Annotated in this window: 21 protein-coding genes; 9 read left to right on the top strand and 12 right to left on the bottom strand. The window is 64.7% G+C overall.

The features are described 5' to 3' along the window. Position 1 precedes the first annotated feature (1 nt). From purU to ACQCSY_RS22755, 3 genes are all read left to right on the top strand, one after another. Positions 2-874, top strand: a complete 873-nt coding sequence (purU, locus tag ACQCSY_RS22765; RefSeq protein ID WP_211878345.1) for a formyltetrahydrofolate deformylase — start codon at positions 2-4, stop codon at positions 872-874. A gap of 87 nt (positions 875-961) precedes the next feature. Then, on the top strand, positions 962-1,867 hold the full coding sequence (gene pdxS, locus ACQCSY_RS22760; RefSeq protein WP_307857026.1) for a pyridoxal 5'-phosphate synthase lyase subunit PdxS: 906 nt from the start codon (positions 962-964) through the stop codon (positions 1,865-1,867). A gap of 25 nt (positions 1,868-1,892) precedes the next feature. Then, positions 1,893-2,087, top strand: a complete 195-nt coding sequence (locus ACQCSY_RS22755) for a hypothetical protein (RefSeq protein ID WP_211878344.1) — start codon at positions 1,893-1,895, stop codon at positions 2,085-2,087. 305 nt (positions 2,088-2,392) lie between these two features. On the opposite strand, the gene ACQCSY_RS22750 is transcribed toward ACQCSY_RS22755, so the two are convergent. The 11 genes from ACQCSY_RS22750 to ACQCSY_RS22700 form a co-directional block, all read right to left on the bottom strand. After that, a complete protein-coding gene (locus ACQCSY_RS22750; RefSeq protein ID WP_211878343.1) occupies positions 2,393-2,821 on the bottom strand; it encodes a DUF4913 domain-containing protein in 429 nt (142 codons plus the stop codon). Between the two features lie 40 nt (positions 2,822-2,861). Next, positions 2,862-4,586: a type IV secretory system conjugative DNA transfer family protein gene (locus ACQCSY_RS22745; protein WP_427136576.1), complete on the bottom strand. Its 1,725-nt coding sequence runs from the start codon at positions 4,584-4,586 to the stop codon at positions 2,862-2,864. Then, positions 4,583-6,148, bottom strand: coding sequence for a helicase HerA domain-containing protein (locus ACQCSY_RS22740; protein ID WP_427136575.1), 1,566 nt, complete (start codon positions 6,146-6,148; stop codon positions 4,583-4,585). Before ACQCSY_RS22740 ends, ACQCSY_RS22745 begins: the two co-directional genes overlap by 4 nt. Then, positions 6,149-7,657 (bottom strand): SCO6880 family protein, encoded by a 1,509-nt coding sequence (locus ACQCSY_RS22735; protein ID WP_427136574.1) that lies wholly within the window; start codon positions 7,655-7,657, stop codon positions 6,149-6,151. Further along, positions 7,644-8,813 carry a hypothetical protein gene (locus tag ACQCSY_RS22730; protein WP_427136573.1) on the bottom strand — a complete coding sequence of 390 codons (1,170 nt, stop codon included), beginning with the start codon at positions 8,811-8,813 and terminating at the stop codon, positions 7,644-7,646. The genes ACQCSY_RS22735 and ACQCSY_RS22730 overlap by 14 nt, the downstream gene beginning before the upstream one ends. A gap of 112 nt (positions 8,814-8,925) precedes the next feature. Continuing rightward, positions 8,926-9,681 (bottom strand): hypothetical protein, encoded by a 756-nt coding sequence (locus ACQCSY_RS22725; RefSeq protein ID WP_427136572.1) that lies wholly within the window; start codon positions 9,679-9,681, stop codon positions 8,926-8,928. A gap of 23 nt (positions 9,682-9,704) precedes the next feature. Next, entirely contained in the window at positions 9,705-9,977 is a 273-nt protein-coding gene (locus ACQCSY_RS22720; RefSeq protein WP_211878335.1) for a hypothetical protein, read from the bottom strand. Positions 9,978-10,019: 42 nt separating this feature from the next. Next, positions 10,020-10,607, bottom strand: coding sequence for a DUF6668 family protein (locus ACQCSY_RS22715; protein ID WP_211878334.1), 588 nt, complete (start codon positions 10,605-10,607; stop codon positions 10,020-10,022). A 37-nt stretch (positions 10,608-10,644) separates the two neighbouring features. After that, positions 10,645-12,105, bottom strand: a complete 1,461-nt coding sequence (locus ACQCSY_RS22710; RefSeq protein ID WP_427136571.1) for a chromosome partitioning protein ParA — start codon at positions 12,103-12,105, stop codon at positions 10,645-10,647. A 35-nt stretch (positions 12,106-12,140) separates the two neighbouring features. Then, a complete protein-coding gene (locus ACQCSY_RS22705) occupies positions 12,141-12,659 on the bottom strand; it encodes a hypothetical protein (RefSeq protein ID WP_211878332.1) in 519 nt (172 codons plus the stop codon). Next, complete coding sequence (locus tag ACQCSY_RS22700; RefSeq protein WP_211878331.1) at positions 12,656-13,708, bottom strand: CHAP domain-containing protein; 1,053 nt, start codon at positions 13,706-13,708, stop codon at positions 12,656-12,658. Before ACQCSY_RS22700 ends, ACQCSY_RS22705 begins: the two co-directional genes overlap by 4 nt. Positions 13,709-14,078: 370 nt before the next feature. Between ACQCSY_RS22700 and ACQCSY_RS22695 the strand changes: the two genes are divergently transcribed. After that, positions 14,079-14,444, top strand: coding sequence for a winged helix-turn-helix domain-containing protein (locus ACQCSY_RS22695; RefSeq protein ID WP_427136619.1), 366 nt, complete (start codon positions 14,079-14,081; stop codon positions 14,442-14,444). Here ACQCSY_RS22695 and ACQCSY_RS22690 read toward each other — a convergent pair. Continuing rightward, positions 14,441-15,157: an SDR family NAD(P)-dependent oxidoreductase gene (locus ACQCSY_RS22690; RefSeq protein WP_211878329.1), complete on the bottom strand. Its 717-nt coding sequence runs from the start codon at positions 15,155-15,157 to the stop codon at positions 14,441-14,443. The two genes, ACQCSY_RS22695 and ACQCSY_RS22690, sit on opposite strands and share 4 nt — an antisense overlap. Positions 15,158-15,575: 418 nt before the next feature. Here ACQCSY_RS22690 and ACQCSY_RS22685 point away from each other — a divergent pair, with 418 nt between their 5' ends. The 5 genes from ACQCSY_RS22685 to ACQCSY_RS22665 all read left to right on the top strand — a co-directional run bounded on the left by ACQCSY_RS22685 (position 15,576) and on the right by ACQCSY_RS22665 (position 22,991). After that, on the top strand, positions 15,576-16,670 hold the full coding sequence (locus ACQCSY_RS22685; RefSeq protein ID WP_307857024.1) for a hypothetical protein: 1,095 nt from the start codon (positions 15,576-15,578) through the stop codon (positions 16,668-16,670). After that, a complete protein-coding gene (gene fabI, locus ACQCSY_RS22680) occupies positions 16,671-17,438 on the top strand; it encodes an enoyl-ACP reductase FabI (RefSeq protein ID WP_211878328.1) in 768 nt (255 codons plus the stop codon). A gap of 804 nt (positions 17,439-18,242) precedes the next feature. After that, the gene (locus ACQCSY_RS22675) at positions 18,243-20,066 is read left to right on the top strand and encodes a MarR family transcriptional regulator (protein WP_427136570.1); all 1,824 of its coding nucleotides are present in this window, start codon (positions 18,243-18,245) and stop codon (positions 20,064-20,066) included. 1,456 nt (positions 20,067-21,522) lie between these two features. Continuing rightward, a complete protein-coding gene (locus ACQCSY_RS22670; RefSeq protein ID WP_427136569.1) occupies positions 21,523-22,347 on the top strand; it encodes a ParA family protein in 825 nt (274 codons plus the stop codon). Next, positions 22,344-22,991 (top strand): ParB family protein, encoded by a 648-nt coding sequence (locus ACQCSY_RS22665; RefSeq protein ID WP_246527399.1) that lies wholly within the window; start codon positions 22,344-22,346, stop codon positions 22,989-22,991. The genes ACQCSY_RS22670 and ACQCSY_RS22665 overlap by 4 nt, the downstream gene beginning before the upstream one ends. Positions 22,992-22,993 lie beyond the last annotated feature (2 nt).

The following is a 22,993-nucleotide window of genomic DNA, read 5'->3' as shown; positions in this document are numbered from 1 at the left end:
TGTGGAAACCGCAAATAGCAGTGCCCCCGAATACGTTCTGACACTCGACTGCCCGGAAACGCGTGGAATCGTCCACGCAGTGTCCGGATTCCTGCTGGAACAGGGTTGCGACATCCTGGAAAGCAAACAATTCGACTCACAGCTGGACCGCCACTTCTTCATGCGGATCCACTTTGGATCGGCCGGGGACCACGCCACCGTTGATTCGCTCGGGGATGCCTTCGTGTCCGTAGCCGAACAATTCGGCATGCACTGGCAGCTGCGGCGCCACGGGTCGAAACGGCGGGTCCTGATCATGGTCTCCAAATTCGAGCACTGCCTCAACGACCTGCTGTTCCGGGCACGCATCGGGGAACTGCCTATCGATATCGTCGGCGTCGTCTCGAACCATCCGGATCACAGAGGGATCGTGGAATGGCACGGGATTCCGTTCTTCCATGTGCCCGTCACGCCAGATACCAAGGCTGCGGCCGAAGAACGCCTCCTTGAACTCGTCGACCGGTTGGACGTCGAACTGGTCGTCCTGGCACGCTACATGCAGGTCCTCAGCGACGAACTGACCCGCCGGCTGGACGGTCGGGCAATCAACATCCATCACTCCTTTCTTCCCAGCTTCAAAGGTGCGAAGCCCTACCACCAGGCGCACGCCCGGGGCGTGAAGACCGTAGGAGCCACCGCCCACTACGTCAACGCCGAGCTCGATGAAGGGCCCATCATCTCCCAGCAAGTCGTGGAAGTGGACCACACCTTCGGGCCCGACGATCTCGTGGCCGCCGGACGCGATACCGAGTGCAAAGCACTGTCCAACGCCGTCCGCTGGCACTGCGAGGGACGCGTGATCCTCCAGGGAAACAGGACCGTAGTGCTGCGTTAGATTCGCCACGCGGCAGCAAAGGCGCACGGATCGTGACTATGCCGCACCGGCTTCTGGAACCACAAGACCTAAGGAAAGAGACACTTCGTGAACCACCCAATACCTCTTCCACGGATCACGGGCAGCAGCCGCGTCAAGCGCGGCATGGCCGAGATGCTCAAGGGCGGCGTCATCATGGACGTCGTCAACGTCGAGCAGGCCCGCATCGCCGAGGATGCCGGTGCCGTGGCCGTCATGGCGCTGGAACGCGTTCCCGCCGATATCCGCGCGCAGGGCGGCGTGTCCCGCATGTCCGATCCGGACATGATCGACAAGATCATCGCGGCCGTCTCCGTCCCGGTCATGGCGAAGGCCCGGATCGGGCACTTCGTCGAGGCCCAGGTCCTGCAGTCCCTCGGCGTGGACTACATCGACGAGTCCGAGGTCCTGACCCCGGCCGACTACACCAACCACATCGACAAGTGGAACTTCACCGTTCCCTTCGTCTGCGGCGCCACCAACCTCGGCGAGGCCCTGCGCCGCATCAACGAGGGCGCGGCCATGATCCGGTCCAAGGGCGAGGCCGGCACCGGGGACGTCTCCAACGCCACCACCCACATGCGCCAGATCCGCGCCGAGATCAAGAAGCTCGCCGGCATGGCCGAGGACGAGCTGTACGTCGCCGCGAAGGAGCTGCAGGCCCCGTACGACCTGGTCAAGGAGGTTGCCGCGTCCGGCAGGCTCCCCGTGGTCCTGTTCACCGCCGGCGGGATCGCCACTCCGGCCGACGCCGCGATGATGATGCAGCTCGGCGCCGACGGCGTGTTCGTCGGCTCCGGCATCTTCAAGTCCGGCAACCCCGCCCAGCGCGCCGCCGCCGTCGTGAAGGCCACCACCTTCTTCGATGACCCGGACGAGATCGCCAAGGCCTCCCGCGGCCTGGGCGAGGCCATGGTCGGCATCAACGTCGACGAGATCCCGCAGCCGCACCGCCTCGCCGAGCGCGGCTGGTAGCAATTCCACAATGAAAGGAACCGCCATGGCAATCCGCCGTGATGACTGGTACCACCTGATCGGAGCAACAGTGGAAATTCGGCGGGAGGGAGACCCCGTTCGTATAGGCCGCGTTGACCACGCCACGCAGGATTCCAACGTCCTCTGGCTCGCCCAGGAAGGCAACAGCCCCCGAAAGATGATTGACAAAGTCCAAGGCTACGAAGCATGGGCGCTCTGACCTTCCACGCCAAAGCCGCTCTGACGGAGGAACGGCCGCAATCCGGCAGCCCGATCCCCACAAGCTGCCCCCTGCTACGACCTGGCAAACATCCGCGCATATCCGATCAGCCTGGGCATCTCCGCCTCTGAGTTGTCTTACAACGCTGTTTGATTACATCGAACGTGAGAGTCAGCTGCGAGGCAAGGTAGGGAGACATTTTAATCTGTTGGCTTTCGCAGACGCAGTGGGTCTCATAGACATGTCTCGCATGCCTCCGGTTGGAAGGCGCATGAGTTATCGCGCTGGCGGGACCAGCTGCGCTGTCAGTCGAAGATCCCTGCCTCCGGTACGACGTGCGGGAGGGCTGACCTTTCCGGAGAGGGTGGCTTGTGGCCGTCGTAGGCGCATTTCTTGAAGGCGCCTTCTTTGTCCATGAGGATGCGCATGTGGGGGTCTGCGTGGTTCAGCCACCAGGTGCTGATCCCGAGGGCGGGATCGAGGCGGAGGTGTTCCCAGGCCCGCCAGATTGATTCCATCCGTATCAGGGCCTCGGGGTGTTTGTACCATTCGGGGCACCAGGCGAAGGCCGCCCCTTCGTTGACTTCCCGGACATAGGACTGGGCCAGGAGCTCGGCGAAGAACTCCACGGCACCGGAGTAGACCAGCTCAGGCTCAGGCCCGGCATGGCTCTGACCGCCGCTTGTGGACTGGGCCTCGTCGTCGCCGAAGGCGTCCCCGAACTCTTCACTCACGCCTTCTCCCCATCGGTCCAGGGGTTGTGCGCGGGAACGGTCACCGGCTCCCGCTGGACCTTCTCTGTGCGGCGAGGGAGTCTTTGACCTTCTGGGCGTGGGGTCCGTTCATCCACGGAATGGTTTCGATCATGGTGGCCGGGGCGCCGGAGGCGAGTAGAATGGCCCGGAAACGCGGCAGTGCCGTCAGGTCGGCCACGGAGAGGATCTCGTCCTTGTTCTCCTGCCGGGAGGATGAGGACCCGGTTTTGCTGTGGCTGCGGGAGACGTTGATGTAGCTGTACTGCCCGATCAGGCGGGAGAGCTCGTCGAGGTAGCCGACTTCGGAGACGCCGCCGCCGTAGATTTTCACGTTCGACGCGGACCAGAGTTTCCGCATGCCTTCCAGGGACCAGACCTCGACGCCCTGGGACCAGGACTGCAGGATGGTCATGAGGATGATGCCGCGGGAGCCGTAGTGGCTGTACTGGTCCGGCAGGGCCTTCCACCGGCACACGTTGGCAGCCTCATCCAGGATCCCCAGCAAAGGTGTCGCGAGCCGGCCGCCGGGCTGGGAGGTGGCGTACTTTTCGGCTGCTTCCACGACGGCGACGGTCAGGGCGGTGACCAGGGGGCCGGCGGTGCCGACCCCTTCGCGGGAGAGGCTGTAGAGCGTGCCTTTTCCGCGCACGAACTCTTCGGGGACGAACCGGGGACGGGGATCGGTGGCCACCGTGGTGCCGGGCAGGGGTGTCACCCATTGGCTGACGTCGCGGTCGGTCAGGCAGGAGACCATCTGGCGTGCCGTGCCGTAGACGCCGGCCCGCTGCTTTTCCGGTTCCCTGATGTGGCCAACAACCATGTCTGCCAGCAGGTCATAGCCTGCGGTGCGCAGGATGTCGGCCGGGGCCTCGTCGTGCGGGCGGGTCAGCCAGGTGTAGACCTGCGTGATCGGCGTGGAGTTGAGCGAGGCGGCCAGCAGGAGAGCCTTGAGCAGGTTCTGCCCTGCCGGGTCGAAGTAGGCATCCGGCTTCGTCCCTGGCTCGCGGGAGCCGTTAGCGAAGTGCCGGGCCATGTTCCCGGCCGTGGCTTCGTGCTTGACGTAGGACAGAGGGTTCCACCACCAGCTGGGCTGTTCTTCCGCGACGGCCTGCGGGTCAAAGACCCACACGTCGCCGACCTCTGACCGGATCGGACGGGTGACGTCCACGATGTCGCGCTTGTTCGACGTGGCAATTACCGCACCGGGCGCGTCGAGGATCGCCGGGACGGCGTAGGACGTGGTCTTCATGGTCCGGGGCCCGGCAATGAGGATCAGCATGTCCTCCCAGGAAGCCCACAACGGGCGCTTCCCGGCGACACTGCGGCCGAGGCGCACACCCGTGGAGTTCTCCACTCCAAGCCGCACGGCGGTGGCCGTCGCCCCTTTGGTGCCCAGGTGATCCAGGTCTTTGCCACGCCCCATGTGGACGGCGGCCTTATCCACACGGGTGCGCTTGTGCGCGCTGCGGGAGCGGACCACCACCACCGTCACCGTCAGGGCGACCAGCACGCCAAGCAAGACGCAGGCCACGATCGTGGACTGGACCGGCCACGGCACCCGGCCCTTGGCCAGTCCGGCGATCAGATCGATCGGGTGCGCGGGAGGGGCGTCGATGCCGGCCATCCAGGATCCCAGGTGCGCGGAGACCCAGGAACCGCCGCCAAAAATGACGGCCGCACCGATGGCGAGCCAGATCCCCAGCGCGTCGTCCAGGCCGGTTCCTTTGCGGTTCGGGGCGCTCATGCCGCACCCTCTTCCCGGAGCCCGGCAGATGCTTCCGGTTGCGGCCGGGTTTCCGCCGGTAACCAGCGTTTATTGGTGTCGTTCAGGGACGCCTCGATGGAGGTGAGCCCGATCTGGACGGGGATGCCGGGGCGGCCGCCGACCTTGATCAGGAACTTCCCGCGTCCAGGGGGCTCGACGTCACCGCCGCGGGAGTCCCAGGCGGGCGGGTCCTGCCAGGAGATGAGCTTCTGCTGCTCCTGCCCTGACAGCGGGATCGCGGCGGTCAGCAGAGGCATCTCCGAGGCGGGCAGGCCTGCGCAGATGACCATGCCGGAGCGTTCGACGAAGCCGCGGGCCTTCATCCGGTCCTCCTCTGCCGGGAGCGCGAGGAGGTCGGACATGGTGTGGGAGATCATGACCTGCCCGACGCCGACGGAGCGGTTGAGCCGGGTGAGGGCGTCGACCCGGTCGACCATGCCCTTGCCGGCACGCAGTGCCCTCCACAGCTCATCCAGGACGACGAAGTAGTTCCGGCGCGGTTCCAGCCCGGCGTCGGCGAGAGCGTTGGCGACGTTGACGGTGCCAAAACCGTAGGACCAGCACGCCAGCAGCACGGCGGCCTGCAGGTCCGTTTCCGTCTCGTCGATGCTGGAGACGTCGAACACGACCGCGCGGTCCCGCCGCATCGGGTTGGTGGTCTGTCGGGAGAAGATTTCGCCGAGCTTCCCGCCGCCGGTCAGGCCCAGGAGGGTGGCTTCCAGGGCCCGGGTCTCCTGCAGGTAGACGTTCATGTCTCCCCGGTCCAGGGCGACCTGGCGCAGCTCGTCCGGTGCGGCGGTGATGACGTCGAGCAGGTCTTTCAGAACCGGGACGCCGTCGAAGGTTTCATCGAGGACGCGCAGGGCGCGGTCCAGGATGGTCTGTTCCTGGTCCGTCGGCGGGTTGTTGCGGCTGATGGTGATCAGGGAGACGACCATGGTCAGGCGGCGGCCGTGGGCGTCGGCACGGACCCGGACCGCCGCGTCATGGTGGCCCTGTTCCTCGAGGAGCCGGGCGGCCTCGACGGCCTGGCCGGGGTCCAGGATGTTCAGGTACCCGCGTCCCCGGCCCAGTTCGATGACCTGTCCGCCGAGCGCGGCGATGGCGTCCACATGCTCGCCCTTCAAGTCCCCGAGGACCAGAGGGTGGACGCCCTGGCCGGAGAGACCCAGCATCATGCGGCGCACGAGCGTGGACTTCCCCAGACCGGGTTTCCCGAGGATGAACGCGGAGGGGTTGGAGATGAGGTGGGCGCGCTGGAACCAGCTGATCGGGTCACAGCAGACCGTGGCCTGGGTTTCCTCGTGCCGGCCCAAAGGGACGCCGATCATGGGCGAGGACGTGCCCGAGCTGAACGGCCAGAGCCCGCAGACCTGCACCGTGGTGCCGCGGTATTCGCGCACGGCCGGGACCAGGGACGCTGAACCGCCTCCGCGGCCGCCCCAGCCGCGTGAACCGGGAACCCGCCCACGGACCGTGGCGGACTTCCTGGCCTTCGCCGTCTTTACTGTCTTTGCTGGCAAAAGCCTCATGCGGGCCATTTAGAGTGCCTCCCTGATCTCGCTGGGCAAAAGGATGTGCCTGGGCAGGACCAGGCCCAGGGGCAGGGAGGCGGCGAAGGCGGTGTCCTGGGAGCCGTAGGCCCGGCGCAAAAGTACTCTCGCGGTGCCCGAGGTCTGTTCGACGGCGGCGACCGCGTCCGGGAGCCGGTCCGCGTCGGTGACGGTGGCGGTGACGACCAGGCCGAAGTTCACCAGCCCGGCCCCCTGGGCCTCTTCGGCGGCGGTCTGCGCGGCGGAGCGGGCGTCGACCAGGGCGCGGGCGCTGGGACGGTTCCCGGAGCTGACGCGGACGTTGGCGTTGTTCTGGTCCCGTTCGACGACGGCGGCCGCCCGGGCCGAATCCATCGGACGGTACAGCAGGGAGACGCGTTTGCGGTCGATGTCCCCATGCGGGGCCAGCAGCCGGGAGAGGACGGAGGAGTTCACCGAGCCGCGCGGGGCCCCGGTCATGGTCCAGGACACGGAGAACGCGCTGTCGTGCCGGTAGTCATCCCAGCCGGCCTGGGTGGCGGTGGGGCCGACCTCGCCCCAGGTGAGGGTGACCGGGGATCCGGCGGCGTGGGCTTCATCAATGATCAGCGCAGCCGGCGGGTCGTAGGCGATGCGGACGACCTCGCAGAGTTCCTGTGCCGGCATGGGCCGGGCGATCCCGGCGCCGGTGGCCTGCAGCCGGGCACCCAGGCCCGGGATCCGGGAGGCCAGGTCACGGGCGACGTCCTCCGGGTCCCGTTTCCGGGACCCGGTGCGCAGGGACGCGCTGAAGGTCAGGGACACCCAGGCCCGGACGGTGGCCGAGCCTTCCGGGTAGGTGCGGACGACCTCGCGGAGGATCGCCTTCGCGGCCTCCGGGGCGTCGGGGTGGATGTTCATTTCGACTTCGTTGCGGAGCCGGTAGCCGGAGTCCGGAGCGGTCTCCACGGTTACGGCGGCGGCTTCCAGGCCTGCTTCGTCGCCGAGGCCGGCGATCCAGCCGCCCCAGTTCGCGACCCAGGCGTCGACCTGTTCCGGGTCGACCAGGGACGCGCCGTCGGGTTCGGTGGAGAAGATCACGGTGAAGTGGTTGGTGGTGGGGACGTGGAGCATGGCGAAGGGGCGGTTGTAGGAGTCGTTGAACTCGTACAGCCGGGACTTCGCGGCCAGGCCGGGCAGCTGGTACAGGCCCCACCCGGTCACCCCGAGCGGGCCCGAGCGGTAGAGGTTGGTGCCGCCGGAGCGGGCGAGGCGGAAGTTCATCCGGGTCGCGAACCGGTCCACCGTGGATTGGCCGTGCTTGTCCTTGACCGTCAGCAGCAGCACCAGCAGACCCGCGGTGCCCAGGACGGCGAGGCCGGCGACGAGGCCCCCGATCGCGAAGGTGATGATGCCGGCCAGCAGGCCGGCCATGACGATGCCGGTGCCGATCGCGCCCAGGCTGCCCAGCCCGGCGGAGCGGGGTACCCGCCAGTTGCCGTAGGACGGTTCCTTGTATTCGGTGTTAATTGTTGCCACTGGGGCCCTCCCCGGTTGAATCCTGCGCGGTCTGTTGTGCGGCCTGAGAGGTCCTTGACGCTACTTGTGCTCCGGCGGCGACGACGAGCCCGGCGGGTCCGGCGGCCTTCGCCGCACCCGATGCCGCGCCCGATGCTGCACCGGCCCCGGCTGTCGCGGCGGTGCCGGATCTGCCGGTGGTGCCCTTGCCCGGGGCTCCCCCGGGTCCTGTTGAGGCAGGTGTGGGTTTGGCGTTGCCGCCGTTGCTGCCGCCGGCGCCCTTGCTGCCTTGGGCACTGGCGCCGGTCTGTCCGGGCTGGCTGGCCGGTGTGGGGGATGCGTTGCCGCGTCCGCTGCCGGAGCGTCCCATCGAGACAGCACCGGTGGCCATGGCTCCCACCATCGCTCCTGCTCCGCCGCCGGAGCCGGAAGCGACCGCTCCGACCATGGGCGTGACGAAGCGCATCAGCGCCGGGAGCGCGAGCAGGGCGACGATCATGAGGGCGAAGCCGGTGATGGATCCCAGCAGGACGTTGCTGCCGGTGGAGGAGCCCATGAGCTTGAACGCCACGGCGTAGACGATGGCCGCGGCGGGCTTGTAGAGGATGAAGGCGATGGTCCAGCCGACGGCTTTCTGGAACCACTGGCGTCCCATCTCCGTGTTGGTGAAGGCTGCCGTTGTCGGCAGGATGCCGGCCAGGATCACCAGCATTCCGCCGCGGACGATCATGAGGACGATCTGCACCAGCGAGGCGATCAGGCCCACGAGGCCGAGGATGATCAGGATGAAGACCCCGACCCCGGTCTGGTTCGTCAGGATGAGGATGTTCATGGCTGAAGCGAAGCCCTTGCCGTCCGTTGCGCGGTCAATGATCGAGGCGGAGAACGCGTCGGCGGCGATCACGAGAATGGAGATCACTGCCAGCCCGAGGCCGGACACCAGCGTGAGGGTCAGCAGGGACCGGAGGAGGTCTTTCAGCGGTGCCCCGCGCTGCTCCCAGATCATCCGGGTGCCGCCGAGGATGACGGACAGCACCGCCAGCGCCAGCGTCCAGTACCCGAGTTCGGAATTGACGAAGCCCACGACAGGACTTGGCGTCACGCCGTCCCCGGTAGCAAGGTTCGCCGTCGGCATGCTCACCCAGAACGTGGACAACGTGGTCACCATCTGGCTCATGCCCTCCATGATCGACTTCGCCAGATTCGTTATAGCGTCGTTTGTTGCTCCTGCGACGACATTGCCCAGCGCGCACGTGGGATCTATGAGACTGCATTGTTTTTCTGCCATGTCAGGCCCCGGACCAAGGGATGAAACCACTCAGATCGCTGAGTGCGGTGATGTCGTTGATCAGCCGGCCGGAGTCCGCTATCGCTAATTTCCAGTCGCCGTCTGCCCACTCCATGGGCAGGACCGCATGCCCCAACACTCCGGCGGATGTTTGAAACGCGATGTCCACATTGGCTGCACTCCGCGAATAGCTCTTGATAACGAAGCCGCGAAACTGGACTGAGGTGTTGGAGCTGCCGGATGACGGCATTGTCCTGGAGTCCGCCATGGCTATGTCCCGGCCCGGACCGGGCATCAAAAGTCTGTCCGTCATTTTTTGATTGAGCTTGGGGTCCCCTGAAGAACCCAAAGCCACGAGATTGGCTGCCGCGTAGAGGGCTCCCGTTGGCGAGTGTGCGAAGCAGGACCGGAAGCCGTCCTCGTCGGTTACTCCCGGTCCGAAGGTCTTGGGATCAGTGGGTGCGGCCATTTTGCCGATAAGCGTCCACGTCGACTTTGGAGTTGACCCCAGTGCAGTCTCCGACGTCGAGGGCAGCCCGCAAATGCTTTTCCCTGTGGCGTCGGCAGACTTCGTGGGTGCTGCCGAGACGTTGTCCGACGATGAGGACGGTGCCGGCTGTGCGGTGCCGTCTCCCTTCGGGAGGAAGAAGATCACGACGACGGCAGCAATCATTGCGATGACCAGGGCGGCCGAGATGATGAATCCGGGCCTGGTGAACGGACTGCGTCCGGTGGTGCTTTGGGTGGATTCGCTCATGATGAACCTCTTCCGGATACGGGTTAGACGAAGGCGCGGACGATGCCCGAGGCGCCGGTGATGATGATGCAACCACCGAGAACCCAGCCGAGCTTGCCGAGGTGTTCCCCGCCGTTGCCGCGGGAGAGCTGGATGACCATGCCGATGCCGACGATGATCACACCCAGGACGCCAAGGACCAGACCGATGCCCGAGGCCCAATTCAGGATCGTCAACAGGCCCTTGGCCTGTTCCGGGACGGTGGGCGTCGGGTTCGGGATAACGCTGAGCGGAAATCGGGAAATGATGTTCTGCATGATGAGACCTTTCGGCAGGTATTGCTGATGTGAGGCTGGCGGTCAGGTGGTGAGGGCCGCGACGTCGGTGGCGAAGCGCTGGTAGTCGCGTCCCGGCGGACCGGCGCTGGTGTCGCCCAGCCGCCAGGATTCGACCCACGGGAGGATCCACATCCTGGGTGCGCCGCCGCCGACCAGGGCGGCGAAGTCCCGCAGGGGTTTGGGGAGTTTGCCGGGGGCGTCGGCCAGGACCGCGAGGCCGAGCAGGTCAACGGCAGGGGTGGCACCGGAGGCCCACTGAATGAGGGCGCTCCGGGCGGCCTTCAATCCGCGCATATCCGACCGGCACACCAGCAGCACTGATGGCTTGCCGGAGGCGGCGTCGTGGACCGGCCACGCATGGTCTGTCGAACGTGCGCCCATCAGGATGCTGGCCAGGCGGCTCTCGCCCGCTCCCCCATGCACGCCCGTGACCCACGGTGTGGCGGTGCCGGTGACGGTGCCGCAGCCGAGCCTGTCTGCCGCATCCGGTTCGACCATCCCCAGCACTGGAGCGTTGATCGTCGCTGCGGGCGGCAGCTGGACCTCCACGGCAGCGACGAGGGTGCCGGTGGCCGGGGTGGTGATCCACGGGTTCCATGGCTGGTTCATGGGTCCTCCTTTCGGAAGTTGTTGTGTCGGGGAGGTGTTAGAAGCCGCTGGCGACGGCAGCCGCTGCCGCCAGCCAGGCCCGCTGCGTGGCCGGCTGCAGGGCCTCATAGCGGATGGGTCCGTTGACCAGGGCCGGGTCGTACGGGATCCGCACCACCGCCCGGACGTAAGGTGCGAAGCCGTCCGCGATCCGCTGCGCTTCGTCCCTGGCCCGTTTGAGCGCGTCACCACTCATGCTGCGCCTGGCGTCGGTGGACTCGGAGACGATCACGGCGGCGTTGCGGGCCAGCTCCGCGTCGTGCCCGCCCCGGGAATCGAGGGTCTGCAAGGTCAGCCGTGCGGCTTCGGCGCGGTCCTCGACGGCCGTCACGGGAACGACGAGCTGGTCGGTGTGGTCGATCATCCGCCGCCAGTTCGCGGCCCGGGCGGTGTTGCCGGAGTCCATCACGACGAGGCGGTAGTACCGGGTGAGGACCTGGTGGGCGATGTCCACTTCCTCGGCGGTCACTTCGTGATCGCCTTCCTCGTTTTCGTCCGAGCGCAGGACATCGAACTTGTCCGCCGTCTGGTGGTGGACGAACTTCGCGATTTCGGCGGCATTGGTGCCGGGTGAGAGCAGGGTCCGGGAGGAGTCGATCAGGTCCAGGACGCTGCGGTCGTGGGCGCCCTGTTCGGTCCGCCAGCCCAGGGTGCCCTGGGATTCGTTGTTGTCCCACGCGACCGTGGCGGCGCCGCTGTAGCGGGCGAGGATGGCCGAGAGCATCACGACGGTGGGGGTTTTGTTCGCACCGCCCTTGCGGTTCACCACGGCGATCGTGCGGGGGCCGGGCCAGTGCTGGCTGACCGTGCGGATGTCCTCCCGCTCGGCCATCTCCTGCGCCGAGGGGTCCATGCGGACACCCAGCCGCGTCAGGGTTCCGCGCCAGCCCTGCATGGCCGGTTCCAGGACCGGGGCGCTGACCAGGAAGGAGGCGTCTTTCAGGCTCCGCCGCGCCGGGGCGTCCTCCACCGCCGGTGCCGCTGCGGTAGCTGTTTCGGGGGTGGGGATCATAGCCGTTCCCGTCGGTGCGGTGGTTCCAGTCGATGCGGGAGCTTCACTGACCGGCCCGGGTTGGGCCGGGGCCGGGTGTGGCCGGGCCGGTTCGACGGGAGCTGTCCCGGTGACGGCCGCTGTCACGGGTGCGGCGGTGGCCGCGGGAGCCTCGGCCCGGCGGCGTGCCGGCTTCGCGGTGTAGCTCACGGATTCCTTGCTGCCGTCGGGGCTGACGAGGAGTTCCCCGTGTCCTTCAGGGTCATCAATCGCCACCCGGACAGGCCGGTTCAATGTCTTTGCTTCCCCGACCACGATGGCCAGGGCGTTCTCGCGGAGCTGCTGCAGGGACTCTGCCCGCGCCACGGTGCGGGAGTTCCCGGCCACAACGACGTCAGCGGTGCCGTTGTCACGGACGATGGCCTGGATCTTGGGGAAAGCCAGTACCTCTGTCGGGTTGAGACCCATGAGCTTCTTCCTTTTCTGGAGCGGGGTGGTTTGGGTTATCGGTCAGCCGGCGGGGTGAGCCGGTTGACCTTCCAGGTGGAGTCTTTGGAGGTGCGTAGCAGCTGGAGGGCGTAGCGGCCGGCATCGGTTGGGACCGTGACGGTGACGCCGTAGCCGTTGGATTCATCCACGGCCAGCGTCGCCCGCCCGGTCACCCGGAAGGCGGGTTTGTTGCCCGGATCCACTGTGGAGTAGTCGGCCGTGGCCTGCGGGGTGAGCCAGCGGGCGAAGTCGTTCGCCCACTGCGTGGCCTCTGCCTGGGGACGGGCGTAATCGGCCATGGCCCGGGTCGCGACCTCGGCGGCCTCCGTCTTGCTCTCCTCATCCCAGGCAATGCCCGACGTGGGCGGAACGGTCCCGCCCGGTACCTGTGACCTGCCCCCGGCGCTCAGCGAGACCGGAGCCGACGGACTGGCCGAAGCCGTGGCCGGTGATGAGGCCGGGCCGGTGGTGGCCGCCGGGGCGCACGCGGCGCACAGCAGGACGGCGGCCAGGGCTGTCAGGGTGCGTTTCACTTCTTCTCCTCCGAACCTGGCACGTACAGGAACGCGCTGGGCACATCGTTGTTCACGGTGCGGGTGTAGTACCTGTGGTCCTCCGGGGCGGGGTTGCCGTTGTAGCCCTCCTCCAGGTAGCTGCCGTCGGCATTGACGGCCTTCACGACGGCCACGTGGCCGTAGGTGGGGTCCGCTCCCCCGGCTCCCGGGGCGTACCAGACGACCGCCCCGACCCGGGGCGTCGGGCCGGTGGGCCAGCCGCGGGCGTTCCAGCCATCCCGCCAGGACAGCGCCGAACCGAGATTCACGCCGTCCGGCCGGAAGGTGCTGTTCAGAATCCTGTATGGGGCCGCGGTGCCGCCGAGCTGCTGGTTCACCCGCCACAGGGCGAAGTCCACACACTCCCGGTTGAACATTCCCAGCGCGCTCGGCTGGTAGATGGCGGCGTTGGCCCAGGGCAGGTCATCGCCCACACCGGACCGGCCCGGCAGTGCGCAGCCCCGGGTCCCGGAGACCTTGACGTGGGCGAGAGCGGTGACGAGATCCATGGCCGGCTGCCAATAACGCTGGTAGTGATACGGATCCGCGTTGCGCTGGACCCGGTTGGCGGCGATCGTCGGCTCCAGCTGCTCCCAGCCGGCCACCCTCTGCAGGGCCTTCATGAAGTTCCCGGCACTTCTGGCCGGGTCCATCCGGTCCGCAAAGGAACCCCAGGCACCGTTGTCCCGCTGCTGGAACAAGCCCCGGGAATCGGGGCCGGCGCCGTCGCCGTAGTCCAGCACTTTCAGCCCGGACTCCCCCAGTGCCACCATGACGCTGACCATCTGTCCCTTCAACGGCAGGTTCAGGCTCTTCCCGGCGTTGATGATGGCCGTGGCGTTGGTCAGCTGCTCGGTGGAATAGCCCGAAACCTTCGCGAGGCCCGAGGCGGCAACGGTGCTTGCACCAGGTCCGCAGCCCGCTGCAGCGGGGGTGGATTGGAACAATACGACAATCGAAAAGAGGAGTCCGAAGAATAGAGAAGGCACTGCCAATGCTGCGCCCAGCAACATTCCCTTCGACTTCATACCGTTTCCCTCGACTCCCCGCGAGGGGCCCCGACGCGACCAGGGTTTACGGATTCCGTTGCTCCCTTCACATGGGAAATCCCAATCAGCGAACTCGGCTGAACCATCCGTTATCTCCCCCCCTGACATCACTTGAACTACCTGGTCGGCCGATGGACTCGGAAGAACGAGCCGCGCCTCCCTCCCGGGAGCAGGAGGCAGGGAAGACCAGCACGGGTTAGGAACTCGCTTAATGCCTTCATCAGTGCCTAAAATATAGCATGATCAGTGCATTAAATGCATTCAGCAAGGTGTTAAACGCATTGATGAAGGGTATGTGAGTGTCGATGAATGCGAAACAAGTATGAAAATGGTGTTGTTTAGGGGCAAAATGGGGGGCGTGCCTAAATACGCCCTTCCCGAGGAGAACTGGTCAGAGGATCTCCTCTTGGCCCAGAGGGTTATTAGCACCCCGGCCCGCCTGGCTATCGTTGGATATCTCTACACGCAGGGGCCGACACTCCGGGCGACGCTGATCAAGCAGCTCTCCCTGGACAGCAGCCTGGTGGGCAGAAATCTCGATCAGCTTGAAGACCTCGGGATCCTGATCGGGGACCCTCCGCGCGGTGAGCGCGTAGGCCGATCTACGAGGTGGGAAGTCAACCAGGACAAGTACAACGGGATGGCGAAGGCGCTTTACGAATTCCTTGGCATTGACCTGAAAACCCTTCCCGGGCAGGACGCGCAGGAAGGCTAGTACCCCAGACCTTCGCCGCCTGTGACAGGAATGAGAGCGCCGGTCAGGTACGTCAGCGTGCTGACCTTGTAAATGGCGTCTGCGATTTCATCCGGCTCCGCTATCCGCCTCAGCGGCGATCTTTCAATAAGCCTTGCCATGTCAGCCGCATCGACCTTGGCCAGCATGTCGGTCTTGGTGGGGCCAGGGGCGACGACATTGATCCGGATTCCACGCGGACCGGCCTCCCACATAGCAGAGCGCACCAGGCCATCAAGTGCAGCCTTCGATGATGTGTAGTGAGCAGAGCCGGGAATCCCGGTCCGGGATGATTCAGAGGAGATGAGCACAATGGATCCGGAACGAGCCCGTCCCATGTATTTCAACGATTCCTGGACGCTGGTAAAAGCCCCGAAAAGGTTCGTTTCCATGACTGATCGCAAGTCTTCGTCACGCATCCGAATGAGAAGATCTTGACGGGCAACCCCGGCGTTATAGACCACGGTGTCGAGCCGTCCGAAGGTGGCCGCTATTTCCTTGAAAGCTGCCTTCAACGCAGGTGTATCCGTCACGTCGCACTCGATTCCGTGGACACCGTCCGCTACGCCGCTTCCGCGGTGGGTGCCGGCTACGGCGTAACCCTCTTCCAGGAAACGCCTGGTAGTTGCTTCACCAATCCCCCGGGATGCTCCAATTACAAATGCCACCGGCGACTCAACCATAAACTTGCCCACGCCTGCACTCTACAGGTAGGGTCCAGAGTGGCCCGGCGACTCCGCAGGCCTATATCTCCCATACCTCAAGTGTGCTGCTGGACAGTGGTGTGCTGGCTTCCAACCCTCGATTTGTTAGGGCTTAAAGTCATGCACCCCGATGCACTCAATGCCGTATGCGCCGCAGCTTCAACCCCGTCCCTCCGGATTCTGCGCGCGTTGAACCTCCTTCAGGTTCCGCAGCGGCCCGAGGAGATTGCTGAGGGACTTGAGCTATGTCTCTCCGTCGTCACTCATGAACTTTCCACGCTGGAAGCAGCCGGAATTGTGAGAACCATTGACGGGCACGTCCACCTGGGCGTTCATCTGAGCTCTTTCTTTGGCGAGCCGTTAACGCCTTCGGTAACAGAATCCCCATGCCAGCGACGAAGGGCTATCCGTGTCTAAGCAAGAGATCGATGCAAAAGGACGCTGGGTCGTCCTGGATACCACGCAGGACGGAGTGTCCCTGCTGGCCGTCGGCACCGAAAACCATCCGGGCATCAGCCCAAGGAACTGGCTGGACGAACGGACCAGGACGGTTCTGTTCGACAAACTCCGGACGACACTCTCCTCAGGTGAGGCCTTCGAGGGCATCGTCCGCTACGGGTCGGCTGAATTTGCCGTCATAGCCAAGCCCGTCGTGTCTCCGGACGGCAAGCAAATTGTGGGTGCCTATGGAATATTCGAACACCCCGGGCACCGGATCCCCGACGCCCCGCTCCTGGGCGCGTGGCAGTGGCGGGTCTGCAAGCAAACCGGGAAGAACGTGGGCGACGACTCCTCACTGTGGGACGCCAATCTCTTTAAGATCTATGGAATCGAACCTGCCACCGTCGAAAGCAAGCGCGGACCTGCCGGCGAATGGCTGGCCAAGCTCATTTCCACTAAAGACCGAGACACCATCAAGCTGGTGATCGACAGCGGCATCTCCGTCAACAACCGCAGCCGGCACCTGCTGTCCTACGAGGTCGTCTACGGCTACGGAAGCGCCAGCCCGGGTAAGAAGCAGATCGCCCTGTCGGCCCGGGCCTATGACGACCCCGATTATCCCGAGGCAATCATGCTGCGCGGTTTCAGCCGTGAAGTGGACTCCCCTACGAAACTCGTCACTCCGGGCCTCTCGCCCGTCTCGGCCGGCCTGGTGACTGAAGCGCTCTTCGCATTGGCAGCCGACCGGGCCTTTGCCGCCATCGACATGCAACAGGAAGTGACGTTCCGGACCTCCAGCAGATGGGCGGACTTCGGACTCCTCCCGGACTTTGAAGGAAACCTGGCAGCTCTAGCCCACCCTGACGACAAGTTCAGCTTCGAGCATCACCTCGCAGCGGCAGCCGCAGGCCGTGTAGGGCCCGAGTCATCTGCGAGTGTGCGGCTCAGGACCACCGCCGAAACGTGGCAGGAATTCGCCGTTGCTGTAGCGCCGATCGGTTCCATCGACGGTCAGAGCCGCTATCTCATGACGAGCCTGGTACCTGCCGGACAAGGAGCATAAATGGGAATCATGGATGGAAAGACAATACTCGTCACCGGTATTTTCACAGAGCGCAGCATCGCCTACGCAGCGGCCGAGCTCGCACAACGAGAAGGCGCCTCCCTGATCTTCACGGGCTTCGGACGCCGTTCCAAAATCACTCAAAAAATAGTTCAGCGGCTCCCCTCCCCCGGTCCGGTTCTGGAGCTGGACGCCACCAGCCAGAAAGATCTTGACTCGCTGCACAGCAGGATCCTGGAGCACACAGACAGCCTGGATGGCATCATCCACTGCATCTCTGCCAGCAAACCAGAAGCCGTCGGCGCCGGCTTTATGACAGCGGACTGGGACGACCTATCTACGAGTCTTCAAGTCTCCGGCGCGTCACTCCAAGCCGTCACCAAAGCCTGCCTCCCCGTACTCAACGACGGGGCCAGCATTGTCGGCGTCACCCTCGACGGAACGCCGGTATGGCCTATTTATGGCTGGGCTGGAGTGGCTAAAGCCACCTATGAATCCACCAACAGGTACCTCGCCTACCACCTCGGCGCGCGGAAGATCCGAACTAACCTGGTGGCGTGCGGACCCTTGGACAATTTCACGGTCGCAGCCATCGACGGAATCGAGAGTACAGACGGAGTATGGGAAAGCCGTGCGCCCCTGGGCTGGGATCGGACTGACCTGCAGCCTGTGGCCAAGGCAGTTATAGCGCTGCTCTCCGATTGGTTCCCAGCCACCACCGGCGAAATTATTCACGTCGATGGCGGCTACCACATCATGGGGATGTGACAGGGCTCTGCCATGTTGGAGGCGCCCGCAACTCGCTTGCCACTCGATGGCACGTGTCACGCCCAGAGGGCGGGCACATCACCCAAATTGCACCTACTACGCTCGGCCGACGAGTACACCGGATCAGCGCCGCCCCTTCCTGTGCGGTTTTGCGATTCGGACGTACATGTTTCTGTTTCAACACACCGAGGGTGTTTCAGTTTCAATACCGGGATATACGGCATCGCGGTGATAGCTTCAATTTCAGAAGGACCGGAATGGACGGTATTCCGCCCTTAGGACCGTGAGATGTTTGGTCCGACCAATCTATTGAAGTAACGGTGGCCTTCAGCCACTGAGTTCAAAGGACAGGGATGATGGCTCCAGTAAACCGTAGTGGCCGGCGCTCCAAAGGTGACCGCAAATTCGTCGGATTCCGCATCGCTACCCCCAAAGCAGATGCAATGGACCTCGTTGCAAAAGCAGAGGGCTACCAGTATGTCAGTGACTGGCTGTCCGATTTGGTCGACGCACGCCTCGCGAACACTAACCTTCACTCACTAATCCAGCAGGAGGAGTTGCCTCTTGGCCGCTTAGCTTCTTAAAAGTGGAAGGCCCGCACTAGGCGGGCCTTCGAAGCTTGAGATTCACGATCCGGGATGCTTGCCGGCTGACAGATCGTAAATCGTTTGGAAGTCCTTCGCAGGGCTTCCGTTGTGTTACAAACCGGTCTTGGCGGACCGGCCCTTACTCATTCCCTCTGACAGGAACAAAGCCATCGTACAACAGCACGCCCGCGTGCTGCCAGCCATATACGACGCTGGCGTGTCGCGCGAGCCATCCTCTACGTACAGCCCCGCCCAGGCGTGGGCTGCCTTGGCGCCTCTTCTCGCAGGTCAGCCCCGGGTCCGTCTCTCTAGGGACGCCGGAAAGACGTACCCGCAGAAGCATGAGCGTGCTCTGACCGAGGCCCTTCCCACCTTTCCTGCCGCCGTCCGTATCTTCGGCAAGGACGGCACCTGCGCCGCGATCTTCCTGGACTTCGACTCCTCTGTAGCCGGTGTTGACTGGGTGGAAGCCGACGTGAGGGCAGTCCAGACCTGGCTGCACAACTGCGGTGCCCGGTGGATCGAGGACTACTCCCCCAACGGCGGCCGCCACGTCTACATCCCGCTGGAGAAGCGGGTCACCTTCTCGGAAGCGCGCGATCTCGTCGAGGCTCTGGGCACCCGCCACCGGAGCCTGGACAAGACCCCGCACCAGAACCTTCTGCACGGTTGCATGCGCACACCCGGTTCCCCTCACAAACACGGCGGTCACCAGGAACTCGCCATGAGCCTGACCATGGCCTACGACATTGCCCGCCGGCCGAACGGAGCCGGTGTGTGGGCCACCATGAACGCTGACCTGGAGGCGGAGATCGGCGCCGTCCGGGCCCTGCGTCTCGAACAGTCCTTCACCCCCGCAACCAGCGAAGCGCCCAGCGGTCTTCACCTGACCGGCCGGATGTCCCGGGCCATGCAGCAGATGGCGCTCACCGGTCTCTACGACGCCAACCGGTACGCCTCCGATTCGGAGGCACGCCAGGCAGTCGTCACCGGGGCTGCGGCCGCCGGCCTGGAGCTGACCGATGTGGAACGCCGGATGCTGCAGGGGACCTGGCCAGGGCTCGCATCCTTCTACGCCCGCTATGCCTCCCGCCACCGCATCCCGGCACTCAAGCGGGACTGGATCAAAGCGGTCGAATACCTGCGGAAAAACCCGGGATCCAAGGCAGGAAAGAACACTGCACGTATATCCCCCACAAGCCAGCCAAATACACAGCCCCTGGGACTACAAGGGAATACAGTTTCGTCTAATCCTGATGCTGAACACCGGTTCATCCGAACCTGGAGAAACGCGCTGAAGCTAAAAGAACACGGCTACGCAGAGTCCAGGACAGGGCTGGCCAGGAGGATGGTGCTGCGGGCGCTGGGGGAGGCAGCCCACCTGACAGGGTCCCGGTTCATTGAATTCGGTGACCGGTCTATTGCGGTGGCGACAGGCCTGGACCACACGACGGTCGGTACACACCTTAGAGCCCTGCGCGCCGAGAATGATCCGCTGGTGATGCTGGTCGAGCAGGGCCGGGGAACGAAGGGAGACCTCTACATGTTGACGGTGCCTGAAGGGGTGAAGACGGCGGCTGAAGATTTGTCCTGGCGTAAGGGGAAGATCCACGCCCTCCGGCCGGTGTTCAGGGAACTGGGTCTGCCGGCGGCCTTTGTCTACGAGGCATTGGAGCACTCCCCCGGGCTAACTACCGCGGAACTTGTGCAACTGACGAGGCTTTCCCGCACCGCGGTCAGTGAAAGCCTCGAGGTGTTGGCTGCCTGGGACATGGTGACCCGGGACAAGACACGGGCCTGGTCCGTGGTGGCCACGACGTCGCTGAAGGAACTGGCCGAGCACTTCGGAGTCATGGAAGCCGTCGCGGCGCAGCTGCACAAATACCGGATTGAGCGGATCCTGTGGAAGGAATGGCTGTCGAAGAACGTCAACACCGTCGCCGAACTGTTCTCCCCCGGTGAGGACTATCCCTGGGAGGCCTTCGAAGGGCCGCCGGATGAGTGGGCCCTGGCGGATATGGCGTTCACCAGGGCCGGGTGATTTCGTTGACGGGTCGTTGATCCGGCACGGTTTCTTGCGCCCTCTCGCCCGCCATTCCGCGGACTATTTGGTTGATCAGTTCCAGGCCTTGCGTCGAATCGGCCCCGCCCCCCTGTCGACTCTCCGCTGCTGGTGCAGGACGCCCCCGCAACGCATGCGCAAATGGTTCCATTCGCGGAACTGGCAGCGAACCACAGCCCACGACCACTCCCCCGCCGGGCACCCGCAGACGCTGGACGAGGCAACGCCCTGGTTCGCAGCCATGCTCCGAAGCCCTGCTCGGTCGTAGTGAGTAAATGCCACCTTTTGCGGACGGGACTCCTCTAGCCTGGCTGCTGGACCCCACTCCCCCGGTTCAGCCGGGAAGCACCTCTTTCGCAAATGGAACCATTCCCTCAACTCCGCAAATGGTGCCATTTGCTCACAAGCCCGTCCCGGTAAGACACATCGATCAAGGCCTCGGGGGATAGCACCACGCATCGGCACAGTGGTCATTCCTGGATCTGTCAGCCTGGGGATTCCTCATCCCTGTGTCGTGCCATGTCGAGCTGGGGCGGCGAGGACGAAGAGGCGTTCGCCGATGAGACCCGGGCGCCAAAGCTTGGCGGCGCCGTGGTTGCCGGCACAGCGGTCACTGGGCGGCTGGACCGGATGCTCCGGGCTCTATGCCATTGTTTGCTCATACGGCACCCTTTGCGACCGATGTGGGATTAGCCCAAATACCCCTATTTGCGAAAGTAGTACCAACTGCTCATATGGTGGGATATGCGCTAATCCTTCTTTTTGCGCAAACGTTACTTTGATCGCTAGTGCGGCCATTTGAGCAAATGCCGCCATAGCGCGAGACGGTCGCCGGGGAGCGTCGTTCGCAAATACCGCCATTTGCGCTCGAGCGCTGCTGCACAATGCCGGAGCTTCCTTTGAGCAAATGCCACCATATGCGGCGCGCCAGGGTGCCGAGGCGCAGTCCTGCCCGCTTGCTCAAATAGATCCATTTGCGCATCTCTTTCATGGCCGCGTTCGCGTTGGCCCGATGTCCTGGCAGCCCTGTGCTACAACCCGGCTCCGGCGCAAAAGGAACCATTACATCGGGCCTCCCCCAGGAGCAGGCACGGCTCTTGTCTCGTCAACTGGTGCGCAAATGGAACCATTTGCGCACCAGTCTGACCCACCAACCAGGGGCGGCATCTGCGCAAAAGGTGGCATGGGCGCAGTATGCGCAAAGGGTGGGATATGCGCCGTTCTCTCAAACTCCACTTATGGTTCCATTTGCGCCAAAGGTGGGAGTCGCGTGAAAGGAACCATTTGCGCCGACACTCCCGCGTGGCGCCCGGGCATACCGGAGGGGCGCCGCTAGTCTGGTCACATCGGTTGCCGGCCCGATGTGTTCCCGCCACAAGCGGGCTTTCTGCCGCACCGTTTTTCTACGAGCAGTGCAACGGAAGGTACCCCAGACATGTCGGCAAAAATCATCGCCGTTTGCAACCAAAAAGGTGGCGTCGGCAAGACGACCCTAGTGACCGGCCTGGCCGAGGTCTTTTCCAGGACACTCGGTAAGAAGGTCCTGGTCATCGACGCGGACCCGCAGTACAACGTGACCTCCGCCCTGGGCGTGACGGAACCGGAATTCACCCTCAACGATGTCCTCTACGGCGACGAGTCGAACAACCAGAAGATCATGCCGGGTGTCGCAGGCGACGCCATCATGCCGGCAGGGGAGGCCTGGCAGCCCCGGGCCGACAAGAACGAAGACTTCCCGAGACTCGACCTGATCGCGGCCGAACGCAACTTGGCCTCCCGCGAACGCGACTCCATGATGGCTCGCGAGCACCGGCTTCGGATTGCCCTGAAGGGTGTCGCCGAGGAGTACGACATCGTCCTGATCGACTGCGCACCCTCGCTGGGGCTCCTGACAGTCAACGCCCTGACGGCCGCCACACACGCCCTGCTCGTGACAGAACCGCGTGTTGCCTCAGTCGAGGGGCTGTCCGAGATCGTCACGACTATCTCCGAGGTGCAGGAGAACCTGAACGAGACCATCGAACTCCTGGGCGTCATTGTCAACAAGCAGAAGAAGCGCGCCGACCAGATGCACTGGATTGAGAAGGTCAACGCCAACTTCGGCGACCTGGTCTTCGAGCCGATGCTTCAGGACCGCGAAGTGTTCGCCAAGGCGCAGGCTGCCTCGCAGCCGCTGCGGGCATGGGGCTCCGAGGCCGCCCCGCACCGGGCTGACCTGGTCCAGCTGGCCACCCTGATCTGGAAAGGTGCAGAGGCATGAACCGCCCAGGACCCGCCCCCGAACGCGGAGGCACACCCAGCGCTCTGGACGCTGTCCGTAAACGCGCCGGACTGGTGAAGGCCCGCAACACCAGCGTCATTGCCGACATGACCCGCACGGATGTGGATGAGCAGGCGGGGGAGACACAGCCGGCAACTCTGCACGCAGTCCCTGCACCCGCGGCAGCGCCCGAGCGGACGCCCACAGCCCCTCCGCAGGCATCGGCTGAGGCAGCGCCGGTCCAGCAAGCTCCCGTAGTCCAGGCGCCGGCCGTCCAACAAGCCGCGGCGCAGCAGGCACCAGTTCAGCAAGCTCAGCAGCCACAACCTGTCGCCTACGCGCAGCCCGTTCAGCAGGTTCCGCAGCAGACTCAGGTCCTTCTCCGGCAGCCCGCGCTGGAGCCGCCGGCAGCCGAGAAGAAGATGTACCGGAAGACCAGCTTTTTCCAGTCCAAGGAGTCGGGCGCCAGGATGCGGTCCGCGTACATGGCGACCCGCCACCTGACCGGATCCAGGACGCTCTCGGACTTCATCCTCGCCGCCGTGGAGCGTGAGGTAGAAGCCCTGGAGCGCCAGTACAACGAAGGGAACCTGTTCACTGCAGACCCCGGCAGCGTGCCCCGCGGCCGGCCCCTGGAGAGCTAGTG

It is taken from the genome of Pseudarthrobacter sp. S9 (assembly GCF_050156545.1).
Taxonomy (GTDB): Bacteria; Actinomycetota; Actinomycetes; order Actinomycetales; family Micrococcaceae; genus Arthrobacter.
The sequence above is the reverse complement of the archived record's forward strand: the minus strand, read 5'-3'. Positions and strand labels throughout refer to the sequence as shown.

Coding starts and splice junctions, on each gene's coding strand:
- ACQCSY_RS22755 (WP_211878344.1), top strand. CDS start 1,893: ATGGCAATCCGCCGTGATGACTGGTACCACCTGATCGGAGCAACAGTG.
- ACQCSY_RS22745 (WP_427136576.1), bottom strand. CDS start 4,586: ATGAGCGCCCCGAACCGCAAAGGAACCGGCCTGGACGACGCGCTGGGG.
- ACQCSY_RS22740 (WP_427136575.1), bottom strand. CDS start 6,148: ATGGCCCGCATGAGGCTTTTGCCAGCAAAGACAGTAAAGACGGCGAAG.
- ACQCSY_RS22730 (WP_427136573.1), bottom strand. CDS start 8,813: ATGAGCCAGATGGTGACCACGTTGTCCACGTTCTGGGTGAGCATGCCG.
- ACQCSY_RS22725 (WP_427136572.1), bottom strand. CDS start 9,681: ATGAGCGAATCCACCCAAAGCACCACCGGACGCAGTCCGTTCACCAGG.
- ACQCSY_RS22720 (WP_211878335.1), bottom strand. CDS start 9,977: ATGCAGAACATCATTTCCCGATTTCCGCTCAGCGTTATCCCGAACCCG.
- ACQCSY_RS22715 (WP_211878334.1), bottom strand. CDS start 10,607: ATGAACCAGCCATGGAACCCGTGGATCACCACCCCGGCCACCGGCACC.
- ACQCSY_RS22710 (WP_427136571.1), bottom strand. CDS start 12,105: ATGGGTCTCAACCCGACAGAGGTACTGGCTTTCCCCAAGATCCAGGCC.
- ACQCSY_RS22700 (WP_211878331.1), bottom strand. CDS start 13,708: ATGAAGTCGAAGGGAATGTTGCTGGGCGCAGCATTGGCAGTGCCTTCT.
- ACQCSY_RS22695 (WP_427136619.1), top strand. CDS start 14,079: ATGGGGGGCGTGCCTAAATACGCCCTTCCCGAGGAGAACTGGTCAGAG.
- fabI (WP_211878328.1), top strand. CDS start 16,671: ATGGGAATCATGGATGGAAAGACAATACTCGTCACCGGTATTTTCACA.
- ACQCSY_RS22670 (WP_427136569.1), top strand. CDS start 21,523: ATGTCGGCAAAAATCATCGCCGTTTGCAACCAAAAAGGTGGCGTCGGC.
- ACQCSY_RS22665 (WP_246527399.1), top strand. CDS start 22,344: ATGAACCGCCCAGGACCCGCCCCCGAACGCGGAGGCACACCCAGCGCT.